This window comes from Streptomyces sp. NPDC050416, from assembly GCF_044458845.1.
Lineage (GTDB): Bacteria > Actinomycetota > Actinomycetes > Streptomycetales > Streptomycetaceae > Streptomyces.
In genome coordinates, this window is record NZ_JBITII010000006.1 from 1 (window position 1) to 22,134 (window position 22,134).

At 71.0% G+C, this 22,134-nt stretch carries 16 protein-coding genes and 2 pseudogenes; 9 read left to right on the forward strand and 9 right to left on the reverse strand.

Features of this window, described 5'->3' with window-relative positions:
• Positions 1 to 404: 404 nt before the first annotated feature.
• Both ACIBL4_RS19385 and ptsP read left to right on the forward strand, forming a co-directional pair.
• A complete protein-coding gene (locus tag ACIBL4_RS19385) occupies positions 405 to 854 on the forward strand; it encodes a PTS glucose transporter subunit IIA (RefSeq protein ID WP_356928626.1) in 450 nt (149 codons plus the stop codon).
• A 78-nt stretch (positions 855 to 932) separates the two neighbouring features.
• Positions 933 to 2,603 carry a phosphoenolpyruvate--protein phosphotransferase gene (gene ptsP / locus ACIBL4_RS19390; protein WP_399411612.1) on the forward strand — a complete coding sequence of 557 codons (1,671 nt, stop codon included), beginning with the start codon at positions 933 to 935 and terminating at the stop codon, positions 2,601 to 2,603.
• A 69-nt stretch (positions 2,604 to 2,672) separates the two neighbouring features.
• On the opposite strand, the gene ACIBL4_RS19395 is transcribed toward ptsP, so the two are convergent.
• Both ACIBL4_RS19395 and ACIBL4_RS19400 read right to left on the reverse strand, forming a co-directional pair.
• On the reverse strand, positions 2,673 to 3,563 hold the full coding sequence (locus ACIBL4_RS19395) for a hypothetical protein (RefSeq protein WP_399411614.1): 891 nt from the start codon (positions 3,561 to 3,563) through the stop codon (positions 2,673 to 2,675).
• Between the two features lie 176 nt (positions 3,564 to 3,739).
• Positions 3,740 to 5,707, reverse strand: coding sequence for an acetoacetate--CoA ligase (locus ACIBL4_RS19400; protein WP_399411616.1), 1,968 nt, complete (start codon positions 5,705 to 5,707; stop codon positions 3,740 to 3,742).
• Positions 5,708 to 5,919: 212 nt separating this feature from the next.
• On the opposite strand from ACIBL4_RS19400, the gene ACIBL4_RS19405 reads away from it, so the two are divergent.
• A complete protein-coding gene (locus tag ACIBL4_RS19405; RefSeq protein WP_399411618.1) occupies positions 5,920 to 8,286 on the forward strand; it encodes a glycoside hydrolase family 31 protein in 2,367 nt (788 codons plus the stop codon).
• A 2-nt stretch (positions 8,287 to 8,288) separates the two neighbouring features.
• Here the strand turns inward: ACIBL4_RS19405 and ACIBL4_RS19410 are convergent, their stop codons facing one another.
• Together ACIBL4_RS19410 and ACIBL4_RS19415 are read right to left on the reverse strand one after the other, a co-directional pair.
• Positions 8,289 to 8,825, reverse strand: coding sequence for an NUDIX domain-containing protein (locus tag ACIBL4_RS19410; protein WP_399411620.1), 537 nt, complete (start codon positions 8,823 to 8,825; stop codon positions 8,289 to 8,291).
• A gap of 47 nt (positions 8,826 to 8,872) precedes the next feature.
• Positions 8,873 to 9,682 carry a M15 family metallopeptidase gene (locus ACIBL4_RS19415; protein WP_399411622.1) on the reverse strand — a complete coding sequence of 270 codons (810 nt, stop codon included), beginning with the start codon at positions 9,680 to 9,682 and terminating at the stop codon, positions 8,873 to 8,875.
• 130 nt (positions 9,683 to 9,812) lie between these two features.
• Between ACIBL4_RS19415 and ACIBL4_RS19420 the strand changes: the two genes are divergently transcribed.
• From ACIBL4_RS19420 to glpK, 5 genes and pseudogenes are all read left to right on the forward strand, one after another.
• A complete protein-coding gene (locus ACIBL4_RS19420) occupies positions 9,813 to 10,238 on the forward strand; it encodes a Zn-ribbon domain-containing OB-fold protein (protein WP_399412578.1) in 426 nt (141 codons plus the stop codon).
• Complete coding sequence (locus tag ACIBL4_RS19425) at positions 10,235 to 11,425, forward strand: lipid-transfer protein (protein WP_399411624.1); 1,191 nt, start codon at positions 10,235 to 10,237, stop codon at positions 11,423 to 11,425. The genes ACIBL4_RS19420 and ACIBL4_RS19425 overlap by 4 nt, the downstream gene beginning before the upstream one ends.
• Before the next feature lie 384 nt (positions 11,426 to 11,809).
• Positions 11,810 to 13,447: an EAL domain-containing protein gene (locus tag ACIBL4_RS19430; RefSeq protein ID WP_399411626.1), complete on the forward strand. Its 1,638-nt coding sequence runs from the start codon at positions 11,810 to 11,812 to the stop codon at positions 13,445 to 13,447.
• A gap of 703 nt (positions 13,448 to 14,150) precedes the next feature.
• Positions 14,151 to 14,339: pseudogene (locus ACIBL4_RS19435) on the forward strand (aquaporin family protein); the annotation flags it as partial.
• 24 nt (positions 14,340 to 14,363) lie between these two features.
• Positions 14,364 to 15,884, forward strand: coding sequence for a glycerol kinase GlpK (glpK, locus tag ACIBL4_RS19440; RefSeq protein ID WP_399411628.1), 1,521 nt, complete (start codon positions 14,364 to 14,366; stop codon positions 15,882 to 15,884).
• A 98-nt stretch (positions 15,885 to 15,982) separates the two neighbouring features.
• Here glpK and ACIBL4_RS19445 read toward each other — a convergent pair whose 3' ends face one another.
• From ACIBL4_RS19445 to ACIBL4_RS19465, 5 genes and pseudogenes are all read right to left on the reverse strand, one after another.
• Positions 15,983 to 16,588, reverse strand: a complete 606-nt coding sequence (locus ACIBL4_RS19445; protein ID WP_086561343.1) for an ATP/GTP-binding protein — start codon at positions 16,586 to 16,588, stop codon at positions 15,983 to 15,985.
• A 139-nt stretch (positions 16,589 to 16,727) separates the two neighbouring features.
• Positions 16,728 to 17,048 (reverse strand): annotated as a pseudogene (locus tag ACIBL4_RS19450) (hydantoinase/oxoprolinase N-terminal domain-containing protein); the annotation flags it as partial.
• Between the two features lie 24 nt (positions 17,049 to 17,072).
• Complete coding sequence (locus ACIBL4_RS19455; protein WP_399411630.1) at positions 17,073 to 17,468, reverse strand: DUF742 domain-containing protein; 396 nt, start codon at positions 17,466 to 17,468, stop codon at positions 17,073 to 17,075.
• A 9-nt stretch (positions 17,469 to 17,477) separates the two neighbouring features.
• Complete coding sequence (locus ACIBL4_RS19460) at positions 17,478 to 17,912, reverse strand: roadblock/LC7 domain-containing protein (RefSeq protein WP_399411632.1); 435 nt, start codon at positions 17,910 to 17,912, stop codon at positions 17,478 to 17,480.
• Positions 17,909 to 21,004 carry a nitrate- and nitrite sensing domain-containing protein gene (locus ACIBL4_RS19465; RefSeq protein WP_399411634.1) on the reverse strand — a complete coding sequence of 1,032 codons (3,096 nt, stop codon included), beginning with the start codon at positions 21,002 to 21,004 and terminating at the stop codon, positions 17,909 to 17,911. The genes ACIBL4_RS19460 and ACIBL4_RS19465 overlap by 4 nt, the downstream gene beginning before the upstream one ends.
• Before the next feature lie 466 nt (positions 21,005 to 21,470).
• Between ACIBL4_RS19465 and ACIBL4_RS19470 the strand changes: the two genes are divergently transcribed.
• Positions 21,471 to 21,983, forward strand: coding sequence for a hypothetical protein (locus ACIBL4_RS19470; RefSeq protein ID WP_399411637.1), 513 nt, complete (start codon positions 21,471 to 21,473; stop codon positions 21,981 to 21,983).
• Positions 21,984 to 22,134: the final 151 nt, after the last annotated feature.

Below are 22,134 nucleotides of genomic sequence, written 5' to 3' on the forward strand. Positions count from 1 at the left end.
TTGGCACGCTGTTGAGTTCTCAAGGAACGGTCGCTTCCTTTGTACTCACCCTCTCGGGCTTTCCTCCGGGCGCTTCCCTTCGGTCTTGCGTTTCCAACTCTACCAGCGTTTTTCCGGCCCTCTGACCACCGTCCTGCAGGCATGCAGAAGGCGACCCCGAGATAGGATCTGGCAAGTTGGGTGCTGCCGGACCGGCACGCGAGGTCGCGTCGCTCAGCCCCAAGCAGGAGTACGACTGTACACGCGGCCGCAGAGCGGGTGCAAATCGATATGCGGTATGGTCTAGACCACTCTGAAGCGCTCCTGCGGAACCGGCACTTCAGGTGACATACCCTGCTGAACAGTGTGCCGCCCGGTACCGACAGGGACGGCCCATATCGATCTCCACCCCTGGGAGGCTTCCCATGACCACCGTGACGTCCCCACTCGCAGGACGCGCCATCGGACTGGCAGCCGTGCCGGATCCGGTCTTCTCCGGGGCCATGGTCGGCCCGGGCACAGCGATCGACCCCGTACGTGAGCCTTCCGAGGCCGTCTCACCTGTGGACGGCGTCATCGTCTCCCTGCACCCGCACGCGTTCGTCGTCGTGGACGAGAACGGTCACGGTGTTCTCACCCACCTCGGTATCGACACGGTCCAGCTCAACGGCGAGGGTTTTGAGCTGCTCGTGAACAAGGGTGACACCGTCAGGCGCGGTCAGGGCATCGTGCGCTGGAACCCGGCTGCCGTCGAGGCCGCCGGCAAGTCCGCGATTTGCCCGATCGTGGCGCTGGAGGCCACGGCCGAAGCACTCTCCGATCTTCGTGACGACGGCGATGTGAAGGCCGGCGACAGTCTCTTCCTCTGGAAGTGACGTCAGTGCCGTCGTATGGCGGCTAGCAGGAGAACCAACGTGGCGGTCGGATCCGCCGCACTATCGGAGACGGGTGAGATGGACACAACGCTGCGAGGCGTCGGCGTGAGCCACGGTGTGGCTATCGGCGAGGTTCGGCACATGGGAACGGCGGTGCTGGAGCCGCCCGCGAAGCAGATCCCCGCGGAGGAGGCGGAGCGTGAACAGGGGCGCGCCCGCAAGGCCGTGGAGGCTGTGGCGGCCGACCTGATGGCACGGGGGAACCTGGCGGGGGGTGAAGCCCAGGCGGTGCTCGAGGCGCAGGCCATGATGGCCCAGGACCCCGAGCTGATGGCGGACGTGGAACGGCGGATCGCCGTCGGCAGCACGGCCGAGCGCGGGGTGTACGACGCGTTCGCCTCGTACCGGGAGCTGCTCGCGGGTGCCGGTGAGTACCTCGCCGGTCGCGTGGCCGATCTCGACGACGTGCGGAATCGTATCGTCGCCCGGCTGCTGGGGGTGCCGATGCCGGGTGTCCCCGACAGCGACGAGCCCTATGTCCTTGTCGCCCGTGACCTCGCGCCCGCCGACACCGCGCTGCTGGACCCGACTCTGGTGCTCGGCTTCGTCACGGAGGAGGGCGGTCCGACCAGCCACAGTGCGATTTTGGCGCGGGCGCTCGGGGTGCCGGCCGTGGTCGCGCTGCCGGGTGCGGGTGAGCTCGCCGAGGGCACGATGATCGCCGTCGACGGCAGCACCGGCGAGATCTTCGTGGACCCGAGCGATGAGAAGAAGGCTCAGCTCGAGGCCGCGGCCGCCGAGCGCAAGGCGGCGCTGGCGGCCTCGACCGGCCCCGGTGCCACCGCGGACGGTCACAAGGTGCCGCTGCTCGCGAACATCGGCGGCCCGGCGGATGTGGAGGCAGCGGTCGAGGCCGGGGCGGAGGGAGTCGGCCTCTTCCGGACCGAGTTCCTCTTCCTGGACGACAGCAAGCAGGCGCCGTCCGAAGAGAAGCAGGTCGCGGCGTACCGCCAGGTGCTGGAGGCGTTCCCCGAGGGACGCGTCGTGGTGCGGGTGCTGGACGCGGGCGCGGACAAGCCGCTCGACTTCCTGACGCCGGCTGACGAGCCGAACCCGGCGCTCGGCGTGCGGGGTCTGCGGACTCTGCTGGATCACCCGGAGATCCTGCGCACCCAGCTGACGGCGCTCGCGAAGGCCGCGGAGGGGCTGCCGGTCTACCTCGAGGTCATGGCCCCGATGGTCGCCGACCGCACCGATGCCCGGGCCTTCGCGGACGCGTCCCGAAAGGCCGGACTGCGGGCGAAGTTCGGCGCGATGGTCGAGATCCCGTCGGCCGCGCTGCGGGCGCGCTCGATCCTCCAGGAGGTCGAGTTCCTGTCGCTGGGGACGAACGACCTGGCGCAGTACACCTTCGCCGCCGACCGTCAGGTGGGTGCGGTCTCCCGTCTCCAGGATCCGTGGCAGCCGGCGCTGCTCGACCTGGTGGCGCTGTCCGCCGAGGCCGCGAAGGCCGAGGGCAAGAGCTGTGGCGTGTGTGGTGAGGCCGCGTCCGACCCGTTGCTCGCCTGTGTGCTGACTGGTCTGGGCGTCACCTCCCTTTCGATGGGCGCGGCGTCGATTCCCTATGTCCGGGCCACGCTGGCGAAGTACACGCTCGCGCAGTGCGAGCGCGCCGCGGCGGCGGCGCGGGCCACGGACAGTGCGGAGGACGCGCGCAGCGCGGCGCAGGCGGTGTTGTCGGGCGAGTGAGCCGGGCCATGGCCGGCCGAGGCTGCCCGGGCGGGGCGCTCCACTGCGGTGGGGCGCCCCGCCCGCTTTTCAGTGGTTGTGTCCCTGTTCGGGTTTCACCTCTCCCAGGTCCGGCGGCTCGCAGTAGTCGACGTTGGATTCGGGGGAGATCAGATCGCCGGATTCGACGTCGGTGCAGTAGGCGTCGAAGACCTCTCCCGCGGTGAGGGCCACGAGTCCGTATGCGCGCAGGCGCCAGCCGTAGACGCGGTCGGGGGCGCCTGGGGAGCTGGCGCGGATGACGAGGCCTCCTGGGCTTTCGGTGGCCAGGCCGAGGGCCAGGACCGTGGCGAACTCGAGGGCTTCGGCCTCGTCCAGTTTCACGGCCCCGTCGGTGTCGGCGACATGGAGGGCGGCGACGAGGGTTTCGGGCGGTCCGGTGACGCTGCATACGAGGTGCCGGCTGCCGGGTGGGGCCGTGTCGAGGATGCGGACGAGGAGGTCCGAGGCCCGGGTGAAGGCGGCGTGGCCGATGTCCTCGCCGCAGGTGGTGCAGGCGCCCAGGCGGGCGAGGAGTGTGGTCGCGTATTCCCAGGTGGCCTGTCGCACGGCCTCGTCGACGAGGGCCGGGAGGAGGTCCGCCAGCGGCTGGCCCTCGTAGGGAAGGGTCGGGCCTGTGACCGCGAGCCGTGCCGTGAAGCGTGTGCGGCTCGACGGGTTGTCGGGATCAAGTCCCTTTTGCGTGCAGAACTCGGCGTACTCCTCGGGGTCGAAGAGGGCCACCGTGGTGTGGCTGCCTTGCAGGGCTCGTGCCCTGAGGAGGCCTTCCACATGTTTGAGGTAGGCGGCGTGGTCGTGGAAGGTGAAGCTGCGGTAGCGCCGCATGGCCCGGAAGTCGTGCTCGTCGGTGATCAGGCCGATGGTGCCGGCGATTTCTCGGTGCAGGACACGTCGCATGGTCCGGTTGTCCGTCTGCGTCATTGTTCCCCCTGTGCACGGTCGATCAATGCTCACTCACAGTAATCGGCAGCACTGACAACGGGGGTGGGCATGGTGATCACCCGCCCGGGCAAGCAGGAACATCACAGGTCAGCGACTATGAAGCGGACATGATCACGTCGACAGCCATGGTTACGATGAGTGGTCTCAGGGGGCGGTCAGGCGCGTTTGCGGGCCAGGTCCTCGTAGAAGCCGAGCAGGTCGAGGTTGTCGATGGAGCCCGGGTTGACCGCCTTCTCCAGCGGGGTGCCCTGGAGGAGGCGTTTGACCGGGACCTCGATGCGCTTGCCGGTCAGGGTGTGCGGGACGCCGGGTACTTCGATGATCTCGTCGGGCACATGGCGCGGTGACAGTTGTTCGCGGATGGTCTGCTTGATGCGGTTCAGCAGGGCCTCGTCGAGGACGGCTCCGGGGGCCAGGTGCACGAAGAGGGGCATCCAGTAGCCGCCGTCAGGCTGTTCGATGCCGATGACGAGGGATTCCCTGATCTCGGGAAGGCGCTCCACGGCCTCGTAGATGTCGGCGGATCCCATGCGGACGCCCTGGCGGTTGAGCGTGGAGTCGGAGCGGCCGTGGATGACGACGGATCCGCGGGAGGTGACGGTGATCCAGTCACCGTGCCGCCATACGCCGGGGTAGGTGTCGAAGTAGCTGTCGTGGTAGCGGCTGCCGTCTGGGTCGTTCCAGAAGTGGATGGGCATCGACGGCATGGGGTTGGTGACAACGAGCTCGCCGACCTCGTCGACCAGGGGGTTGCCGCTCGGGTCCCAGGACTGGAGGTCGGTGCCGAGGCAGGGGGCCTGGAGCTCGCCGACGTGGACCGGGAGGGTCGGGACGGCTCCGGCGAAGCAGGAGCACACGTCCGTGCCGCCGCTGACGGAGGCGATCCACAGGTCGTCGCGGACCTCGTCGTGGAGCCAGCGGAAGCCGTCGGGTGGCAGGGGGGAGCCGGTGGTGGCGACACACTGGACGGAGGAGAGGTCGAAGTCGCGCGACGGGTGGACGCCCGCCTTGCGGCAGGCCATGACGTAGGCGGCCGAGGTGCCGTAGAGGGTGGCCTTGGTGCGTTCGGCGATCCGCCACTGGGCGCCGGTGTCCGGGTACCCGGGGCTGCCGTCGTAGAGGACGATCGTGGTACCGGTGAGCAGGCCGGAGACGAGGAAGTTCCACATCATCCAGCCGGTCGACGTGTACCAGAAGAAGCGGTCCTCGGGCCCCAGGTCGCAGTGCAGGCCGAGTTGCTTGAGGTGCTCGACCAGGATGCCGCCCTGGGACTGGACGATGGCCTTGGGCAGGCCGGTCGTCCCGGAGGAGTAGAGCACCCACAGGGGGTGGTCGAAGGGCACCTGCTCGAAGACGGGGTCGGTGTCGGCGGAGGTGAGGGCCGACCAGTCGAGGGCGCCCTCGGGTGCCTCGGTGCCGAGGAGGGGGATGTGGACGACGGCGCGCAGGGTGGGCAGTTCGCGGCGCAGTTCGGCGACGATCTCGCGGCGGTCGTGCTCCTTGCCGCCGTAGCGGTAGCCGTCAACCGTGAACAGCACGACGGGTTCGACCTGCTGGAAGCGGTCGAGGACACTGCGGGCGCCGAAGTCGGGCGCGCAGGACGTCCAGACGGCGCCCACGGCGGCTGTGGAGAGGAGGGCGACCACGGCCTGCGGGACGTTGGGGAGATAGCCGCTGACGCGGTCTCCGGGGCGTACGCCGAGGGTGCGCAGTTCGGCGGCCAGGGAGCCGACTTGGCGGCGCAGCTCGGCCCAGGTGACGGGGCTCGGTTCGTGCGTCTCGTCGACGTGCAGGAGGGCCGGTTCGTCAGCGCGGGTGCCGGCCGCGCGCAGCGCGTGTTCGGCGTAGTTGAGGGTCGCGCCGGGGAACCACTGCGCGCCGGGCATCGAACGATCGCCGAGCACGCGCGCGTAGGGCGTCGAGAAACGGACGTCGAACCACTCCGTGAGGGCTTTCCAGAAGGTGTCCAGCTCGTCGACGGACCAGCGCTGGAGGGCTGCGTAGCCGCCCTCGGCGGGGGCGCCGTGGTGCTCGGCTGCCCAGGCCTGGAACCTCGTGATCCGTGCCCGGGTGATGCGCTCGGGGTCTGGCTGCCACAGCGGCTGAGGACTATCGGTCGACATGGTCGGCTCCCGGACTGTGCGCGTCGTGTGCGTCCTCCGCGCACGGGCTGGGGTGTGCGCGTGACGCGGCTGGCACGGACAATGCCATGTGATCGACTTCGGCACCAGGGTGCGCCCCACATAGTCCATGTCGTGAAGATGTGGTCCCGGCACGGATGAACGGCAGTTGAACGACACGCTCGCGTGGGGCGGTCAGTGGCAGGGTGAGCAGCATGAACGGTCGTGACCTGGTGCGTTCGGTGAAAGCGGTAGGTTCGGTGGGCGCGGCACAGGGTGTGCGTACCGTACGAGCAGCGTGGCGCAGGCGGCGGGCCGACGCCACCGGGCTGCCGCCGCGCGGGGCGGAGCGTGCGCGGGTGCCCGGGGTCGTGCAGGAGGTGGAGCCGGGGCCGGGGGGCGGTGTCGTCCGTTTCAGCCGGTCGGAGCTGCGGATTCTCGTCGCCGTGAGCGGAGCCGTCTTCTGGGGCTGGGACGGGGCGGAGCCCGAGCCGTCGTACGCGCTGGCCGGCCGGTGTCCGGAGGCGGATCCCCGGGTGGTGCTGGAGCCGGACAAGGACGGCGGCTGGCGGGTGGTGGCCGAGCGGGTGACGGTCGTCGTGTCGCGGCATGGCGCGGTGGAGGTGCGCACCCCCGGTGGCGTGACGCTGCGCCGTGATCTGCCGCCGCGGTGGTGGGAGCCGGTCGGGGGCGGTCCGGCGCGGTGGATGCAGCGGTCGGAGGTGGCCGCCGACGCGCGGTTCTTCGGGCTCGGTGGTCGTGCTTCGGGTCCTCGGCTGCCGGACGGGACGTACCGGCTGTGGAACACCGACCCCGGTTTCGCCTTCGCGCCTGGTGACGACCCGCTGTACATCACGATGCCGGTGCAGATGGTGGTGGCCGACGGCGGTACGCATCTGGTGTTCCACGACAGTTCGTGGGACGGCACGGTGACGCTGCGGGCGGGCGAGGAGGGCGCGGGTTCCGGGCATGACCGGGTCGGGACGAGCGAGATGCGGATGGACGGCGGTCCTCTGCGCTGCTGGGTGATGGCGGGCGCCCCCGCGCGCGTGCTGTTCGCTTGGGCGTCGCTCACCGGCGCGCCCGCGCTGCCGCCCGCGTGGGCGCTCGGGCACCACCACGCGCGGTGGGGGTTCGGCAGCGAGCAGGAGGTGCGGCGGATCGTCGCGGGTTACCTGGAGCACGGTCTGCCGCTCGACGCCGTGCACCTGGACATCGACCATTTCGACGCGCATCAGGTGTTCACGGTCGACCAGGACCGCTTCCCGAAGCTGCCCGTTCTGGCCGAGGAACTCCGGCGGGAGGGCATCCGGCTGGTGTCGATCGTCGACCCGGCCGTGAAGGCCCTGCCCGGCAATGCCGTGTACGACTGTGGGACGGCCGAGGACGCGTTCGTGCGGGACGCCTCGGGGCAGGTCGTGCGGGGTGTGGTGTGGCCCGGGGAAGCGGTGTTTCCCGATTTCACGCACGCGCGCGTGCGTGAGTGGTGGGGCGGTCTCTACGAGGAGCGGCTCGCGCAGGGGTTCTCGGGGTTCTGGCACGACATGAACGAGCCCACGTCGTTCGCCGCCTTCGGGGAGTCGACGCTGCCGCGTTCGGCGCGGCACTCCTTGGAGGGACGGCTCGGTGACCACCGTGAGGCGCACAACGTGTACGCGCTGTGCATGGCCAGGGCGGGCTTCGAGGGGTTGCGGAAACTCGTGCCCGAGGAGCGGCCGTTCCTGTTCTCCCGCTCCGGGTGGGCCGGCATGCAGCGCTACGGCGGGACCTGGTCGGGGGACGTCGCCACCGGCTGGCCGGGGCTACGGGCTTCTTTGGCGCTGGTGATGGGCCTCGGTCTGTGCGGCGTGCCGTACTCGGGGCCGGACATCGGAGGCTTCGACGGGGATCCCTCCCCCGAGCTGTATCTGCGCTGGTTCCAGCTGGGCGCGTACCTGCCTCTCTTCCGCACGCACGCGAGTCTGCGGGCGGGTCGCAGGGAGCCGTGGGAGTTCGGTGCCGAGGTGCTGGAGCACGCGCGCGTGGCGCTCCTGGAGCGCCGGCGGCTGCTGCCGTACTTCGTGACGCTGGCGCATCTGGCGCGGCGTACCGGAGCACCCTATGTGCGGCCCCTGTGGTGGGTTGCGCCGGAGGAGCGGGCACTGCGTGACTGCGAGGACGCCTTCCTGCTGGGCGACAGCCTGCTGGTGGCGCCGGTGCTCGACCCGGGCGCGGACCGGCGTGCCGTGCAGCTGCCGCGAGGGCGCTGGTACGACACGGTGACGGAGCGGGCGTACGAGGGGCCGGCGCAGGTGCTCGTCGACGCACCTCTGTCGCGGATCCCGGTGTTCGCACGCGCGGGTGCGGTGCTCCCCGTACGCGGGGAGGACGGCAGGCTGGAGCTGGAGGTGTGGGCACCCGCCCGGGGACGCACCGGGAGCGGGCTGGTCGTGCCGGACGGGGGCGACGGGTGGGACGAGCCGGAGATCGAGCGCTACACCGCTCGGTGGATGGGCGCGCGGGTCGTCGTCGAGCGGGAGGGTGAGGACGGCGGGGGCGTGCCGTCCCACCCGGTGCGCGTTCGCGGTGCCGGGGAGCGCTGAGCTCAGATGTAGCGGCCCTCGAACCAGGCCCGTACGGCCACGGTGTGCAGGGGGAAGGCGAGTTCCTCCGCCCTGCGCAGGAGGTGCCAGCCCTCCGTCTCGTCCGTGGCGGCGGAGGGTGGCAGGCCCTCGACAGGGCGTTCCGGGAGGAGGCCGAACAGCAACAGGTGTCCGTCGGGCGAGCTCATCGCGTCGACGAGGCGTACGTCGCGGACGGCCGCGTCGATGCCGGTTTCCTCCTTGAGTTCGCGTACGACGGCGTGCCGCCAGTCCTCCCGGTCGTCGATGTAGCCACCGGGCAGGGCCGTGCCCCCGCGCGCGGGAGCGACGGTTCGGGTGATGACGACCAGGGCGGTGCCCTTGGTGTCGTACACGGGCTGAAGGGCCACCGCGACCGGGAGCGGATTGCGGTAGGCCACTTTGCCGCACGCCGGGCAGGTGCGGGGCCAGCCGGAGACGCCCTCTCCGTAGGGTGCGCCGCAGCTCGAACAGTGGCAGTCCGGCGCGGGGTTGGAACTGGAGTGCTGAGTTTCGGACACGCGGCGGACTGTAGCCGATCACGGAGAGGGCGTCTCGGGCGGGCGGCTCAGTGAGCGCTGGTGAGCGCCTTCCTGGACACGGGGAAGTCGAAGTAGGTGTCCGGGTAGGGCTCGGGCTTGTAGGTGTAGTGCCACCATTCCTCTGGCAGGTTCACGAAGCCGAGGCCCTCCAGGGTGTTCTTGAGCAGCAGCCGGTTGGCGCGCTGCTCGCCCTGGACACGGGGGTCGAGGGTGTGCGAGAGGGTGTCGAAGCAGTCGAAGCCGGTTCCCATGTCGACGGAGTTGTCGGGGAACCGCTCGTCCTTGGGGGCGAAGCAGGGCACGAGGGGCTCTCCGGGGTGGTACGACCGGATCGGTTTCGCCGGCAGTTTCACGAGGGTGACGTCAAGGGTCGAGCCACGGCTGTGTCCTGACTTCTCGGCGATGTAACCGTCGGTGAACAGCCGGGTCTTGTCGACGTTCGGGTAGAACTCGCCCTTCATGGCCTGGTCGTCGAGGTCTTCGGCCCAGCGGACGAAGTGGTCCACCGCACGCTGCGGCCGGTAGCAGTCGTACACCTTGAGTGTGTAGCCCTGGCGCAGCAGCTTCGTCTGGGCCCTGTGGAGGGCTTGGGCGGCGGGGCGGGTGAGGACGCAGATCGGCTGGGCGTAGCCGTCGATGCGCTCGCCGACGAAGTTGTGCGGGGTGACGTAGCGCATCTCCTGGATGATCGTCGGGTCCACGCTTCTCAGGGCCACGAAGTCCTTGGGCGCATGGGGCCCGGTCTTGGCCTGGGCGGTGGCGGTGGGGGCGGTCCCTGCCAGCACGGCGGCGAAGGCGGTAATCAGGCCGCGTGCCACGGTCGTGAGTCGTGTCATGGCTCTTGCGTCTACCAGGAGACGGTCCCGCCGGGGAAGGGATGCCGAAATCCGGAAGGCCGTGGCAGACTTCTGACGTTCCGTCAGATTCAGTCTGCGGGGAGGCACTGTGTCGCGTACACGAACGCCAGTGGTAGCGGGGTGGTTCGCCGGGGAGGGGGAGGATTTCCGGCTGCTCGGCACGCGTTGCGCGGCGTGCTCTTCGGTCTTCTTCCCCCGCGAGGACCACCACTGCCGCAACCCGGCTTGCGGGGGCGCAGACCTGACGGAGGTCCCGCTGTCGCGGCGCGGCCGCGTCTGGTCGTACACGGACAGCCGGTATCGGCCGCCGTCACCCTACGTGAGCGATCCGGAACTTTCGTGGGCGCCGTGCGCGTTGATCGCTGTGGAGCTGGAGGCCGAGCGGATCGTGGTGCTGGGTCAGGCGGCTCCCGGGGTCACCGTCGAGGACTTGACGGTGGGCATGGAGGTGGAGGTCGTGCCCGGCGTGCTCCACGAGGACGCGGATGCGACCTGGACGACCTGGCACTGGCGGCCGACGGGGGTGAAGGCGTGACAGGTGAGGTGGCGGTGCTGGGTGCGGGCATGCACCCGTGGGGCAAGTGGGGACGGAACTTCGTCGAGTACGGCGTAGCGGCGGCCCGCGCGGCGCTCGCCGACGCCGGGCTGGACTGGCGGAACATCGGCTCGATCATCGGCGCCGACACCGTCCGTGGCGGCTATCCCGGGTATGTCGCCGGGGCAACGTTCGCTAAAGCACTGGGCTGGCAAGGGGCCCGGGTCATGAGCGTGTACGCGGCGTGCGCGTCCGGAGCCCAGGCCCTGGACGCCGCGCGGGCTCAGATCCTCTCCGGGCTCTCCGAGGTGGTCCTCGTGGTGGGAGCGGATGCCGCTCCCAAGGGATTCTTCCGCCCTGCGGGCGGGGACCGGCCCGACGATCCCGACTGGCTGCGGTTCCGGATCCTCGGGGCGACCAACCCCGTGTACTTCGGGTTGTACGCCCGTAGGCGCATGGCCATGCACGGGGACACCCCGGGCGACTTCGCACAGGTGAAGGTGAAGAACGCGGCGATGGGCGCGCTGAACCCCCATGCGCGCTACCGCCGGCGAGTCACCGCGGAGGAGGTGGCCGCCTCCGCCGTCGTCGCCGACCCGCTGCGGCTGCTCGACATCTGCGCGACCTCCGACGGGGGCGCGGCGGTCGTGCTCTCGAGCATGGAGTTCGCACGTCGGCACGGCCATGCGGATCCGGTGCGGATCCGGGCCGTGGCCACGCTGACGCCGCGGTACCCGAACACGGTGCCGGACCTGCCGGACATCGCCACGGACTCCGCGGTGGCGGTCGACCCGCCTGCCGAGCCGTTCCGGGTGTCCATCGCCCGAGCGGCCTACGAGGAGGCGGGGGTGGGGCCGGAGGATCTGTCGCTGGCCGAGGTCTACGACCTGTCCACGGCGCTCGAGTTGCAGTGGTACGAAGACCTGGGGCTGTGCGGTGAGGGCGAGGGCGTGAAGCTGCTGCGCGACGGGGCGACCGCCCTGGGCGGACGAATACCGGTGAACGCCAGCGGCGGCCTGGCCTCCTTCGGAGAGGCGGTTCCGGCGCAGGCGATAGCCCAGGTGTGCGAGCTGACCTGGCAGTTGCGAGGCGAGGCAGGGGACCGGCAGGTCGCGGGAGCGCGCGTGGGCATCAGCGCGAACCAGGGATTGTTCGGGCACGGATCAGCGGTGATCGCGGTGCGGTGAGCGGTGGGTTGGACGCGGCTCGGGGCGGTGCCGGGCACGGCATGGGCGACGCGGGGACGCGGCGGGTGCGGTGCGAGGTCAGCGTGGGCTGAGGCGGTGCCGAGACGCGGCGCGGGTGGTGCTCGGACGTGGCGCGGGGTGCCGCCTGGACGCGGCCTGGGGTGGCGCCCGGCCGTGGCACGGAACAGGGCCCGGACATGCCCGGACGACGCCCCGGACATGCACAGGATCGTGCCTGGACGTGTGCGGGCCCGTGCCGCCGCGGACGCTGATGGTGCGATCGCGACCACGCCTTTGATCTACGCAGCGTGACCACTCCGGAATCCTGCGTGAACGTCTCATGAACTGGGCTTGGGCGTACGCCGGGCGATACATCATGCTGCCGTGCACTCCTGGACGGACACTCTCCGCTTCGCCTTCCAACCGGTGGTCAATCTGACGACCGGCGCGGTCACGGGACTGGAGATACTCGCCCGCCCGGAGACCGGCGACATCCTGGCCGAGGCCCGCCGGGACCCCGAGCTCGACAGTCGGCTGGCGGTGTCCGCGCTCCGCGCGGCGGTGCGCAAGGAGACCCTGCTGCCGCTCTTCGTCAACGCCTTCGCCGGCACCCTCGCCGACCTCGGCGGGCTCCCTTCGCTGCACGACGCCGTGCGAGAGGCGGGGCGGCTTCCCTGGGAGGTGACGATCGACATCTGTCCGCCGTACACGCACGTGCCGCAGCGGGCACTGCTGGAGGCGGTGTCCAGGCTGCGCGGTCAGGGCTTCCGGATCTGCGCGGACGGTGTCGGGGACGGGGACGCGCCCTTGCGGCTCCTCTCGGACATCACGCCCGAGCTCGTGAAGCTGGACGCGTCACTGCTGGCGCGGCCGGCGGTGGTGCGGTCGATGCGGACGCTGTGCGACGAACTGGGGGCTCTCCTGGCTGTCGAGGGCGTGGAGACCGAAGGGCAGTGCGCGGTGGCGCTTGCGGCCGGGGCGCAGCTGGCACAGGGCGAACTGTTCGCCCCGCCGGCCCGGCTGCCCGCCGCCGACGTCTACGTCCCGCCCCGCTCCCCCGCCGATGTGGCCGTGCCGCGGTCGGGACCGTCGGTGCGGGAATTCGTGCGGCCCGCCGCGCTGCTGCCCGCCACGGCGTCCGCGGCGCAGGTGCGGGCGCTGCTGACCGGGTCACCGGACGTGTCCGGGGTCCTGCTCGTGGACACCGCCGGAGTGCCGGTCCGGTCGGTGCACCGGTCCCGGTTCCTGTTGTCGATGTCGGGGCGCTATGGGCATGCCCTCTACGCCGACCGGCCGGCGGCCAAGCTCGGTGATTCCCCGCGGACGGTGGGCATCGACGCCACCGCCTGGGAGGTACTGGACGTCGTCGCGGTCGGCGGGCGGGACCGTACGTCGGACGATGTCGCCGTCGTGGACGAGTACGGGCGGTGTGTGGGCGTCGTCCGGCTCGCGGACCTCGTGCGCGCACTGGCCGAGACACGGGTGGAGGAGGCGGCGGGGCTGAATCCGCTGACGCGGCTGCCCGGCTCGGACGTGATCACCGGGGAGGTGAACCGGTGGATCGCGTCCGGGCGGGCGTTCGCGCTGAGCTGGCTGGACGTCGACCACTTCAAGCAGGTCAACGACGGGGCCGGGTTCGCGGCGGGTGACGAGCTGATCCGGGCGGTGGGGCGTGCGTTGCAGCAGACCGCGATGGACGGCACCCGTGTGGGACACATCGGCGGCGACGATTTCCTGGTGCTCGCCGAACCGGAGGGCCTCGATCCGCTGGCCGCGTCCCTGCTGGACGCCCCCTGGTCGGCGGGCGGTCGGCCGGTCACGCTGTCGCTCGCCACGGTGCTGTGCGCGCCGGGCAGTGTGACCGACCACCGGCAGGCGGCGGCGTGCCTGGCGCCCCTGAAGAAGGCGGCGAAGGCGTTGCACGGGGCGAGTTGGGTGCTGGGCCGCGCGGGTACGCCCGGGCATGAGACCCGCCGTGGCGGCGAGACGACGCCGGCAGCTGCGCGGTGTGGAGCCTCTTAGGGGGCGTCTGACAGGGACTCGGTCTCTGCAGGACTCAGTCAGGAGGCCAGGGGCCGGGCCGCCCGTCCGGTTGAGAGACCGCCTGGTCAGGTGGATGCTGGTGGCTAGAAGCGAAGAGTCGGATGCGGCTGGGCGATCGCCTACGGGCGGAGCCCAAGCGCAGGCCGGACGACACCACCAGCAAGGCCTCGCGCGGCTCGGCGAAGCCCGCGCCGGCCCCGACCACATCTGAACAACGACCCGACCGGGCGCCGCCAGGCCATGCAACCGGTCACCCGGCCCGGCAGGCCCGACCGCCGCCACAACGGCCGTCAACCGTTGCGGTCGGCGACCTTGACGCCCCCTGGGCGCCGGTGAACACTTCCGGTGTCAGTCGACATCGCCGTACATACTCGGCGTATCCGGCATGCGGCGCGCGGGCGCGCCGACGCCAAGGCTCTTTGCCCCACGGGCGATTCGGCTGCGATCGGCACGCTCGTCACGGACGCCGGGCGGGGCGCGGGTATCCCTGCCTTCATCTGAAGGGAGCCATGGGAAACGCACCCCGCACACGAGGATCGGGGCGGATCGTCCCCGGGCCTCGGCCTAGGAGCCGCCATGAGCAACGTGCACAACTTCGTCGGCGAGATCAGCGGCACGGCAGGCGCGTACACCGCCGCGCCGCTGCCGGGCGGCCACATCGATCCCGCCGTCACTCGATCTCGGGCCCACCGGCTCCGCGATCATCCCCGCACGTGTCCGGGGCCACGCATCGTGCACCAGTTCCTCCCGATCCCGGACAAGGGAATGCCCGACTGGGGGTACGCCTGGATCCCGTGACAGGGCCGCCTCCGTGGCAGGGCCCGCGGCCGTCGGAATTCTCGGGGCCCTCATCTGCAACGCAGCCTTCTGACCAAGCGATCAAGAGGTAGTAGCCATGACGGACAACTCCGAGAAGTACGTAGCAGCGATCGACCAGGGCACCACCTCCAGCCGCTGCATCGTCTTCAACGAAAACGGTGCCATCGTCGCCGTGGACCAGCGCGAGCACCGCCAGATCTTCCCCAAGCCCGGGTGGGTGGAGCACGACGCCACCGAGATCTGGTCCAAGGTGCAGGCGGTGGTCGCCGGGGCGCTCGCCAAGGCCGGGCTGCGCGCCGACCAGCTGAGCGCGATGGGGATCACCAACCAGCGCGAGACAACCCTGCTGTGGGACCGCTCGACGGGAAAGCCCGTGCACAACGCCATCGTGTGGCAGGACACGCGGACCGCGGCGCTGTGCAACCAGCTGGGCGGCTCGGAGGGGCAGGACCGTTTCCGCGAGCAGACGGGTCTGCCGCTGGCCACCTACTTCTCCGGGCCCAAGGCGGCCTGGCTGCTCGACAACGTGCCCGACCTCCGGGCCCGGGCCGAACGCGGTGAGATCGCCTTCGGAACGATCGACTCCTGGCTGATCTGGAACCTCACCGGCGGTACCGACGGCGGGCAGCACGTCACCGATGTGACCAACGCCGGGCGCACCATGCTGATGAACCTGGAGACCCTGCAGTGGGACTCCTCGATCTGCTCGGCGATGAACATCCCCGAGGCCATGCTGCCGGAGATCCGGTCCTCCGCCGAGGTGTACGGCACCGCCGTCGGCCAGCTCGCCGGCGTGCCCGTCGCCTCCGCGCTGGGCGACCAGCAGGCCGCCGTGTTCGGCCAGGCCTGCTACGACGTGGGGACCGCGAAGAACACGTACGGCACGGGCAGCTTCCTGCTGCTCAACACCGGCAACCGCCCGGTGTCGTCGAAGAGCGGTCTGCTGACGACGATGGGATACAAGATCGGCAGCGAGGCGCCGGTCTACTGTCTGGAGGGGTCGATAGCCATAACGGGCGCGCTGGTCCAGTGGTTCCGCGACCAGCTCGGCATCATCCGTACCGCCGACGAGATCGAGCCCCTGGCCGCGAGTGTGGAGGACAACGGCGGTGCGTACATCGTGCCGGCGTTCTCGGGCCTGTTCGCGCCGTACTGGCGCTCCGACGCGCGCGGCGTGATCACCGGACTGACCCGGTACGTCACGAAGGCGCACCTCGCGCGCGCGGTGCTGGAGGCGACGAGCTGGCAGACCCGCGAGGTCGTGGACGCCATGTACCAGGACTCCGGGGTGCACATCACCACCCTGAAGGTCGACGGCGGCATGACGAAGAACAACCTGCTCATGCAGCACCAGGCGGACGTGCTCGACGTGCCGGTGGTGCGGCCCAAGGTCTCCGAGACGACCTGTCTGGGCGCCGCGTACGCGGCCGGTCTGGCCACCGGTGTGTGGAACGACCTGGACGAGCTCAAGGCGCACTGGCAGAAGGACGTCGAGTGGACACCGTCCATGGACGCGTCCGTGCGGGACCGCGAGCACCGCAACTGGCGCAAGGCCGTGGAGAGGAGCTTCGGCTGGGAGGAGGACGCCGACAGCTAGCCACGCGCGCGTGCAGGGTCGTTTCCGGACAGTGGACCGTACCCCTGTCGGCGGGTGTACGGTCCGCGCCCGGCCGGCCGAGCGTCAGGTGGTCAGTGTCAGGTGGTCACCGTCTGGCGGCGGTCGGCCGCGTACGCCATGGCGTGCTGGACGACGCCGATGAGCGCTTCCTTGACCGACTCGCGGTCGCGGGCGTCGCACATCATGAGCGGCACGCCGTCGTCGAGGTCGAGGGCCTGGCGCACGTCCTCGACCGGGTAACGCGGTGCGCCCTCGAAGCAGTTGACGCCGACGAGGAACGGTATCGAGCGCCGTTCGAAGTAGTCGACGGCGGCGAAGGAGTCCTCCAGGCGGCGGGTGTCGGCGAGGACGACGGCCCCGAGCGCGCCCTCGGACAGCTCGTCCCACATGAACCAGAACCGTTCCTGGCCGGGCGTGCCGAAGAGGTACAGCACCAGGTCCTCGCGGAGCGTGATGCGGCCGAAGTCCATGGCAACGGTCGTGGTGTGCTTGCCTTCCACACCACTGGTGTCGTCGACCGGGCGTCCGGCCTCGGTGAGCAGCTCCTCGGTGCGCAGCGGCCGGATCTCGCTGACCGCGCCGACGAGCGTGGTCTTGCCCACGCCGAAACCGCCGGCCACCAGGATCTTGAGCGTGACGGGCTCGACCGGAGGCTTGCCGCGCTCAGAACGCCCGAAGATCATCGATCTCTTCTCCTGCTTGATGGGGGTCGGGCGACGGCGGGCCGTAGCCTGCGCCGCCTGGGGTTTCGATGACGAGTACGTCGCCGCTGACGACGTCCGCGGAGTCGCTGCCGCCGAGTTCGGTCACGGCGCCGTCGGCCTCGGGCAGTTCGATGCGGCGGGCGAAGCTGCTCGGGCGGTTCCGGTAGGCGATGCGCAGGGCGTCGCGGAAGCCTCGGGTGACGACCAGCAGGGTGCGTTCGCCGTTGCGCTCCAGGAGGGCGTTGGTGGCCACCGTCGTGCCCATGCGGACGGGGTCGTCGGAGCCGGCCAGCAGCGTGCGGACGCCCTCGACGGCCGCGGCGTAGCGGGCCGGGCTGTCCGACAGCAGCTCGTGGGTGAGCAGCCGGGCGTCCGGGCGACGCGCGACGGTGTCGGTGAAGGTGCCGCCTCGGTCGACCCGGAACTGCCGGCCTGTCACGTCAGTACCCCGCTTCCGCGCTGCTCACAGCGCCCGGAGGCCGTTGATCACGTCGCGCAGAATACTCTCGTCCGGCAGTTCGGCAGGGGGTACGGGCCGGTTCACATGGACGAATTCCACGTCCACGAGATCTCCGACAAGGACCCGTACCACCCCGATCGGCAGATCGAGTTCCGCTGCGAGCTCGGCGACCGACTGCGGGACGTCACGACACAGTTCGACGATGTCCACATGCTCCGGGGAGAGCATGTGGTCCGCTTCCGGGTCGTCCGCGTGCGGTTCCGTGACCACGACCGCGATCAGGTCCAGGCGGTGCTGGCCCTGGCTGCTGGTGCGGCCGCGGGTCATGGCGTACGGACGGACGACCGGTCCGGCCTCGTCGTCGAACCAGTGGCTTCTTCCCTGACCGTCAGCGCTCATGTCATCCCACTACCCGCCTGCGGGCAGATCGGTGCGCGGAGCGGCACCCAGATGCACACCCACCCGCTTCACCAGGAGCGTCATCTCGTAGGCGACCTGGCCGACGTCCGAGTCGGCGTCCGAGAGGACGGCGAGGCAGCTGCCGTCGCCGGCGGCCGTCACGAACAGGAAGGCGTCGTCGAGCTCGACGACCGTCTGTCGGACGTTGCCGGCCTCGAAGTGGCGTCCCACGCCCTTGGCGAGGCTGTGGAAACCGGAGGCGACGGCGGCCAGGTGCTCGCTGTCCTCCCTGGTGAGGTCCCTGGACACGCCTGTCGGCAAACCGTCGCTGGAGAGCACGAGGGCCTTGCGGATGCTCGCGACGCGGTCCACCAGGTCGTCGAGGAGCCAGTTCAGCTCCCCCTTGTCGGCTGCGGTGTGGCCGGTGGCCTTCGGTGCGGTCATCGACCGTCCCCCTCTGTCGTTCCTTGTCGTGCTGTGCCGCTGTGGGCGGCGTCGCCCGCTGCGTTCTCCTCGCGGCCGCGCTGCCAGCCGCGCTGGAGCGAGGCCATACGGCTGCGTACTTCGTCGGCGTCGCGTTCGACGGGCTCGGCTCTGTCCTCCGTACGCGGCTCGGACCCCCGCTTCAGCTGCGGTGCCAGGTTGGCCTGGCGGACGCGCCGGGGCAGCGGCGCGGTGCCGGAGCGAGGCTCGTTCGGTGCGGACCCGGGAGGCTGCCCCCGTCGTCCGGTGCCGGGAGTCGACCCGGTGTCCAGGGGCCCGGCACCGGAGCCGGTCACCTGGCGGGCGGGCCCGCCGGTGGAGTCCTGCCCGGGGTCCGGCCAGCGGTCGAAGCCGTCCGGGCCACTCGATGCGATCTCCGCGCGGCGTGTCCGCGTGGGGAGTGTGGGCGGCTCCGGCCCGGTCCCGGACGAGGCCGGTGAGGCGGTGCGGTCGTCGTTCCGGCCGGCCGCACCGATGCCGCGGCGGCCGGACTCCGCCCCCCGACGGCGGGCCGGCAGGGGCGGCGGTGCGTCCGGCTGGGATTCGCCTCGCCCGCTGCCGGTCGAGGAGCCTTCGGTGCGGCGGCGTACCGGAAGCGCGGACTCCGGCCCGGACCGGCCCGTGGCCGCGCCGCTCACCGAGTCGTCGTCCCGGCGACGCGAAGGGAGCGGGGAGGCATCGCCCGGCTCCGTTCGGCCGGTGCGCGTGGTGTCCTCGTCCGCCTTCCCCCGCCGGGGGCGCTGCTCGGTGACCGGGCGCCCGTGCGAGCTGACCAGCTTCGGGGTGTGGCGGCGCGGCAACTGGACGGGGGCGCCCGGGTCTTCGCCGGTGTGGGTCCGGTCGTGGGGGCTGCGGGGGTCGGCTGCCTGGTGCGGATCGGGGCGGCGGCCGGCGGCCTCGTCCTGGGCACGGGTGAGGGGCCGGGGGCGGAACAGGGCGCCGTGTTCGCTGTCCTCGTCGTCGAGCGCGCCGGGGAAGTCGCCGATGGCGTCCAGGTCGACGGGGGCCTCCAGCTCCACTGGTCCGTCCAGGAGGGAGGCCGGCAGGCCGGGCCGATGCGCGGGCCCCTGGGACAGCGCGGCGCGGCGGCTGTCCTGCGGCTCGCTCTCCTTGGCCAGCTGGGGCCGGTCGAGCCGGAACCCGATGCCGTTCGTGTCCGGGACGTCGTCCGTCAGCAGAGCGTCCGGGAGGAAGACGACGGCGGTCGTGCCGCCGTACGGGGAGGGCTGCAAGGAGACGCGGACGTTCTGCCGCTGGGCGAGACGGCTGACCACGAACAGGCCGAGCCGGTCGGTGTCGGACAGCTCGAACTCCGGGGTCTCGGCGAGCCGGAGGTTGGCGTCCAGGAGCGCTTCGGCGGCCATGCCGAGGCCGCGGTCGTGGATCTCCAGGGTGAAGCCGTTGGCGACCCGCTCGCCCAGGACCTGGACGGCGGTGTGCGGTGGCGAGAAGACCGTGGCGTTCTCCAGGAGTTCCGCCACGAGGTGAGTGATGTCGGCGACGGCCGGGCCGGTGACGGCGATACGCGGGAGGCGGCGGACCTCGATGCGCTCGTAGTCCTCGACCTCGGCGACGGCGGCGCGTACGACGTCCATGAGCTGGACGGGCTTGCGCCACTGCCGGGAGGGCGCGGCGCCGGAGAGGATCACGAGGCCCTCGGCGTGCCGGCGCATGCGGGTGGTCAGGTGGTCGAGTCGGAACAGGTCGGCGAGTTCCTCGGTGTCCTCGGTCCGGCGCTCCATGGCGTCGAGCAGGGTGAGCTGCTTGTGGAGCAGGACCTGGCTGCGGCGCGCGAGATTGACGAACACCTCGGAGACGCCGGCGCGCAGCTCGGCCTGCTTGACGGCGGCTTCGACGGCGGCGCGCTGCAGGGTGTTGAGGGCCTGGCCGACCTCGCCCATCTCGTTCTTGTCGTACTCCAGGCGCGGGACCTCGGTCTCGACGTCGACCTGCTCGCCCGCCGACAGCCGGCGCATCACGCTGGGCAGCCGCACTCCGGACGCCTCGTGGGCTTCCAGACGCAGCTGTCGCAGATCGCGGATGAGGGTGCGGCCGACGCGCACGGAGAGGAAGAGGGAGACCAGGAGAGCGAGCAGGCCGAGCACACCGGCGATGACCGCCTTGGCGATGACGCCCATGGCCACCGGTTCGACGCGGCTCTGATAGCGGTCGTTGGCCTGGTCGTTGAGCGTGCCGAGCTCGTCGAGCACGTTGCCGGCGGCGCTGTCCCAGCTCTTGGCGGTGACGCCGCGCGGTGTTCCGTCGGCGGAGGAGACGGCCGCTTCCTCGGCGACGCGCAGCGGAGCGGTGGAGGCGTTCTTCCAGAAGCTCTGGTAGCGGTCGCGTTCCGAGACGGGCAGCAGCGGGAGGCTGGTGTCGTACATCAGGGTGCGCTGGGCCACGAGGTCGGAGATGTCACGCTCTTCGGAGCGGGAGACCTCGCCGACGATCAGGGCGGAGCCGAGGAGGGCGTCCTCGCGGGAGAGCAGTTCGCGGGCGCGGGCGAGATTGACCAGCGCGCGGTACTGCTTGTCCAGTTCCACGTTGTCGACGACGTGGAGGTTGGCGAGCAGGACGTAACAGGGGTCGACCAGCCGGTTGTAGAGGTCGAGGGCTTGGGAGCGGTCGACGGTGCCGTCCTCGACACTGCGGCGCAGCGACTCGATGCCGTCGAAGGCGTCCAGGACCGCGGTCAGCCGCTCGTCGGTGTCCGCTCCCATCGCGTCGCGCACGTCCGGATTCCGGGCGTTCTCACGGATGCTGCCGACGGCCTCGTCGGTGGCGGTCCGGCTGCGCCGGAGCGCGGCGAGCCCGTCGGAGGCACGGGGGTCGGCGAGGTAGACCAGGGTCTGACGGCGTTCCTCCTGGACGACACGGACGGTGTCCTCGACGGGGTAGCCGATCTTCTCCACCACGGACGACACGTTGAACAGGTCGGCCGCCTCACGTCCGGTCAGCACCGTGGCGAAGGCCCAGATCGCGGTCAGGGACACCAGCGGCACGAGGAGCAGCGCCACGATCTTCCGGCGGATGGACTTCCCGCGAAAGCGCATGGCCTCCCCCAGCTCGGGCCCCCGGGCTACCGGGGGTACACATGTGCGTCAACAAACGGCGCGAGCCTACTACCGACGCCCAGGGAACTCGAAGGCCGGTCCGGAAGGTGAACTTCCGCGCCAGCCACACGGCATGCGGAGTTGTCAGGGCATTGCGGGAGTTGTCTCCCCGAAACCATGGCGGCCGTGCGGCCCAAGGACCGTGGAGAGCCTGAACGGTTGGCTGAAATTTTTCGGTTTCTGGGAATCTTCGTGGGGGGTGTTCGTCCTTCTCTACGGGAAATGGGGGCGGAATCGGCCACAGGAGCCGCATCCCGCATCCGGGCGGCGTAAAACAGCGCAAGCCGGGCAGCCACTGGGAAGCACGGGTCTTCGGATACGAGCGAGCAGTCTGCTGGCGGTGGGGAGTGACACGGTGACGGGCACGGCGGAGCGGAGCGGGGCCCCCAGGGCGGCCGAGGCGCAAATGACAGCGCATCAGGATGCCGGGGAGGCTGATCGCGACAACCCGGCTGACGAGGCGGAGAGCACGGCTCGAGATGCGGGGGTACCGGCTCAGCGGGGCCGTGACGTGCGCGAGCAGCAGTACTACCGGCCCCTGTGGGTCGAGGAGCCGGCGCGGCGGCGCCGGTTGCCGGATCCCGTACGGACGGCCGCCGTGCGCTCGGTACTCCTCATCGCTCTGACGCTGATTCAGGCCATGGTGGCCTTCCTGTGCACGATGGCCGGGTCCTGGCTGGCGTTCCCGATGGTGATCAGCAGCGTGGTCAGCACGATCGTGGCGACCTGGGGAGCCCTCGACGTGTGGGTGACGCGTCAGGTCTGGAACCAGCGCAACGGCGTGGTGTCCACACCGAGCAGCACGGCACGGGCCCTGCGACGCGAGCGCCGCCGGGCCCGGCGGCAGGCCCGTGCCCACGAGCGGGCGCAGGAGCGGATACGCCGACGGGGCGGGGCCGGGCAGTTGTCGCACTCGTGAGGAGCGGCTGCCGTTTCGTCCAGCGGCACCGGACCGGCGTGCTCGCCACGCACCGTTCGGACGCCAGGGGCACCGCTTCCGTCGGCGCCCCGGCGGTCGACAGCGCCTGACCGCGGGCGGCTGCGGGACGGTTGTGCGGCTGTGCGCGCAG

Excerpts from the sequence above, each read along its gene's own strand:
- ACIBL4_RS19385 (WP_356928626.1), top strand. The coding sequence starts at position 405 with ATGACCACCGTGACGTCCCCACTCGCAGGACGCGCCATCGGACTGGCA.
- ptsP (WP_399411612.1), top strand. The coding sequence starts at position 933 with ATGGACACAACGCTGCGAGGCGTCGGCGTGAGCCACGGTGTGGCTATC.
- ACIBL4_RS19395 (WP_399411614.1), bottom strand. The coding sequence starts at position 3,563 with ATGACGCAGACGGACAACCGGACCATGCGACGTGTCCTGCACCGAGAA.
- ACIBL4_RS19400 (WP_399411616.1), bottom strand. The coding sequence starts at position 5,707 with ATGTCGACCGATAGTCCTCAGCCGCTGTGGCAGCCAGACCCCGAGCGC.
- ACIBL4_RS19405 (WP_399411618.1), top strand. The coding sequence starts at position 5,920 with ATGAACGGTCGTGACCTGGTGCGTTCGGTGAAAGCGGTAGGTTCGGTG.
- ACIBL4_RS19415 (WP_399411622.1), bottom strand. The coding sequence starts at position 9,682 with ATGACACGACTCACGACCGTGGCACGCGGCCTGATTACCGCCTTCGCC.
- glpK (WP_399411628.1), top strand. The coding sequence starts at position 14,364 with ATGACGGACAACTCCGAGAAGTACGTAGCAGCGATCGACCAGGGCACC.
- ACIBL4_RS19445 (WP_086561343.1), bottom strand. The coding sequence starts at position 16,588 with ATGATCTTCGGGCGTTCTGAGCGCGGCAAGCCTCCGGTCGAGCCCGTC.
- ACIBL4_RS19455 (WP_399411630.1), bottom strand. The coding sequence starts at position 17,468 with ATGAGCGCTGACGGTCAGGGAAGAAGCCACTGGTTCGACGACGAGGCC.
- ACIBL4_RS19460 (WP_399411632.1), bottom strand. The coding sequence starts at position 17,912 with ATGACCGCACCGAAGGCCACCGGCCACACCGCAGCCGACAAGGGGGAG.
- ACIBL4_RS19465 (WP_399411634.1), bottom strand. The coding sequence starts at position 21,004 with ATGCGCTTTCGCGGGAAGTCCATCCGCCGGAAGATCGTGGCGCTGCTC.
- ACIBL4_RS19470 (WP_399411637.1), top strand. The coding sequence starts at position 21,471 with ATGACAGCGCATCAGGATGCCGGGGAGGCTGATCGCGACAACCCGGCT.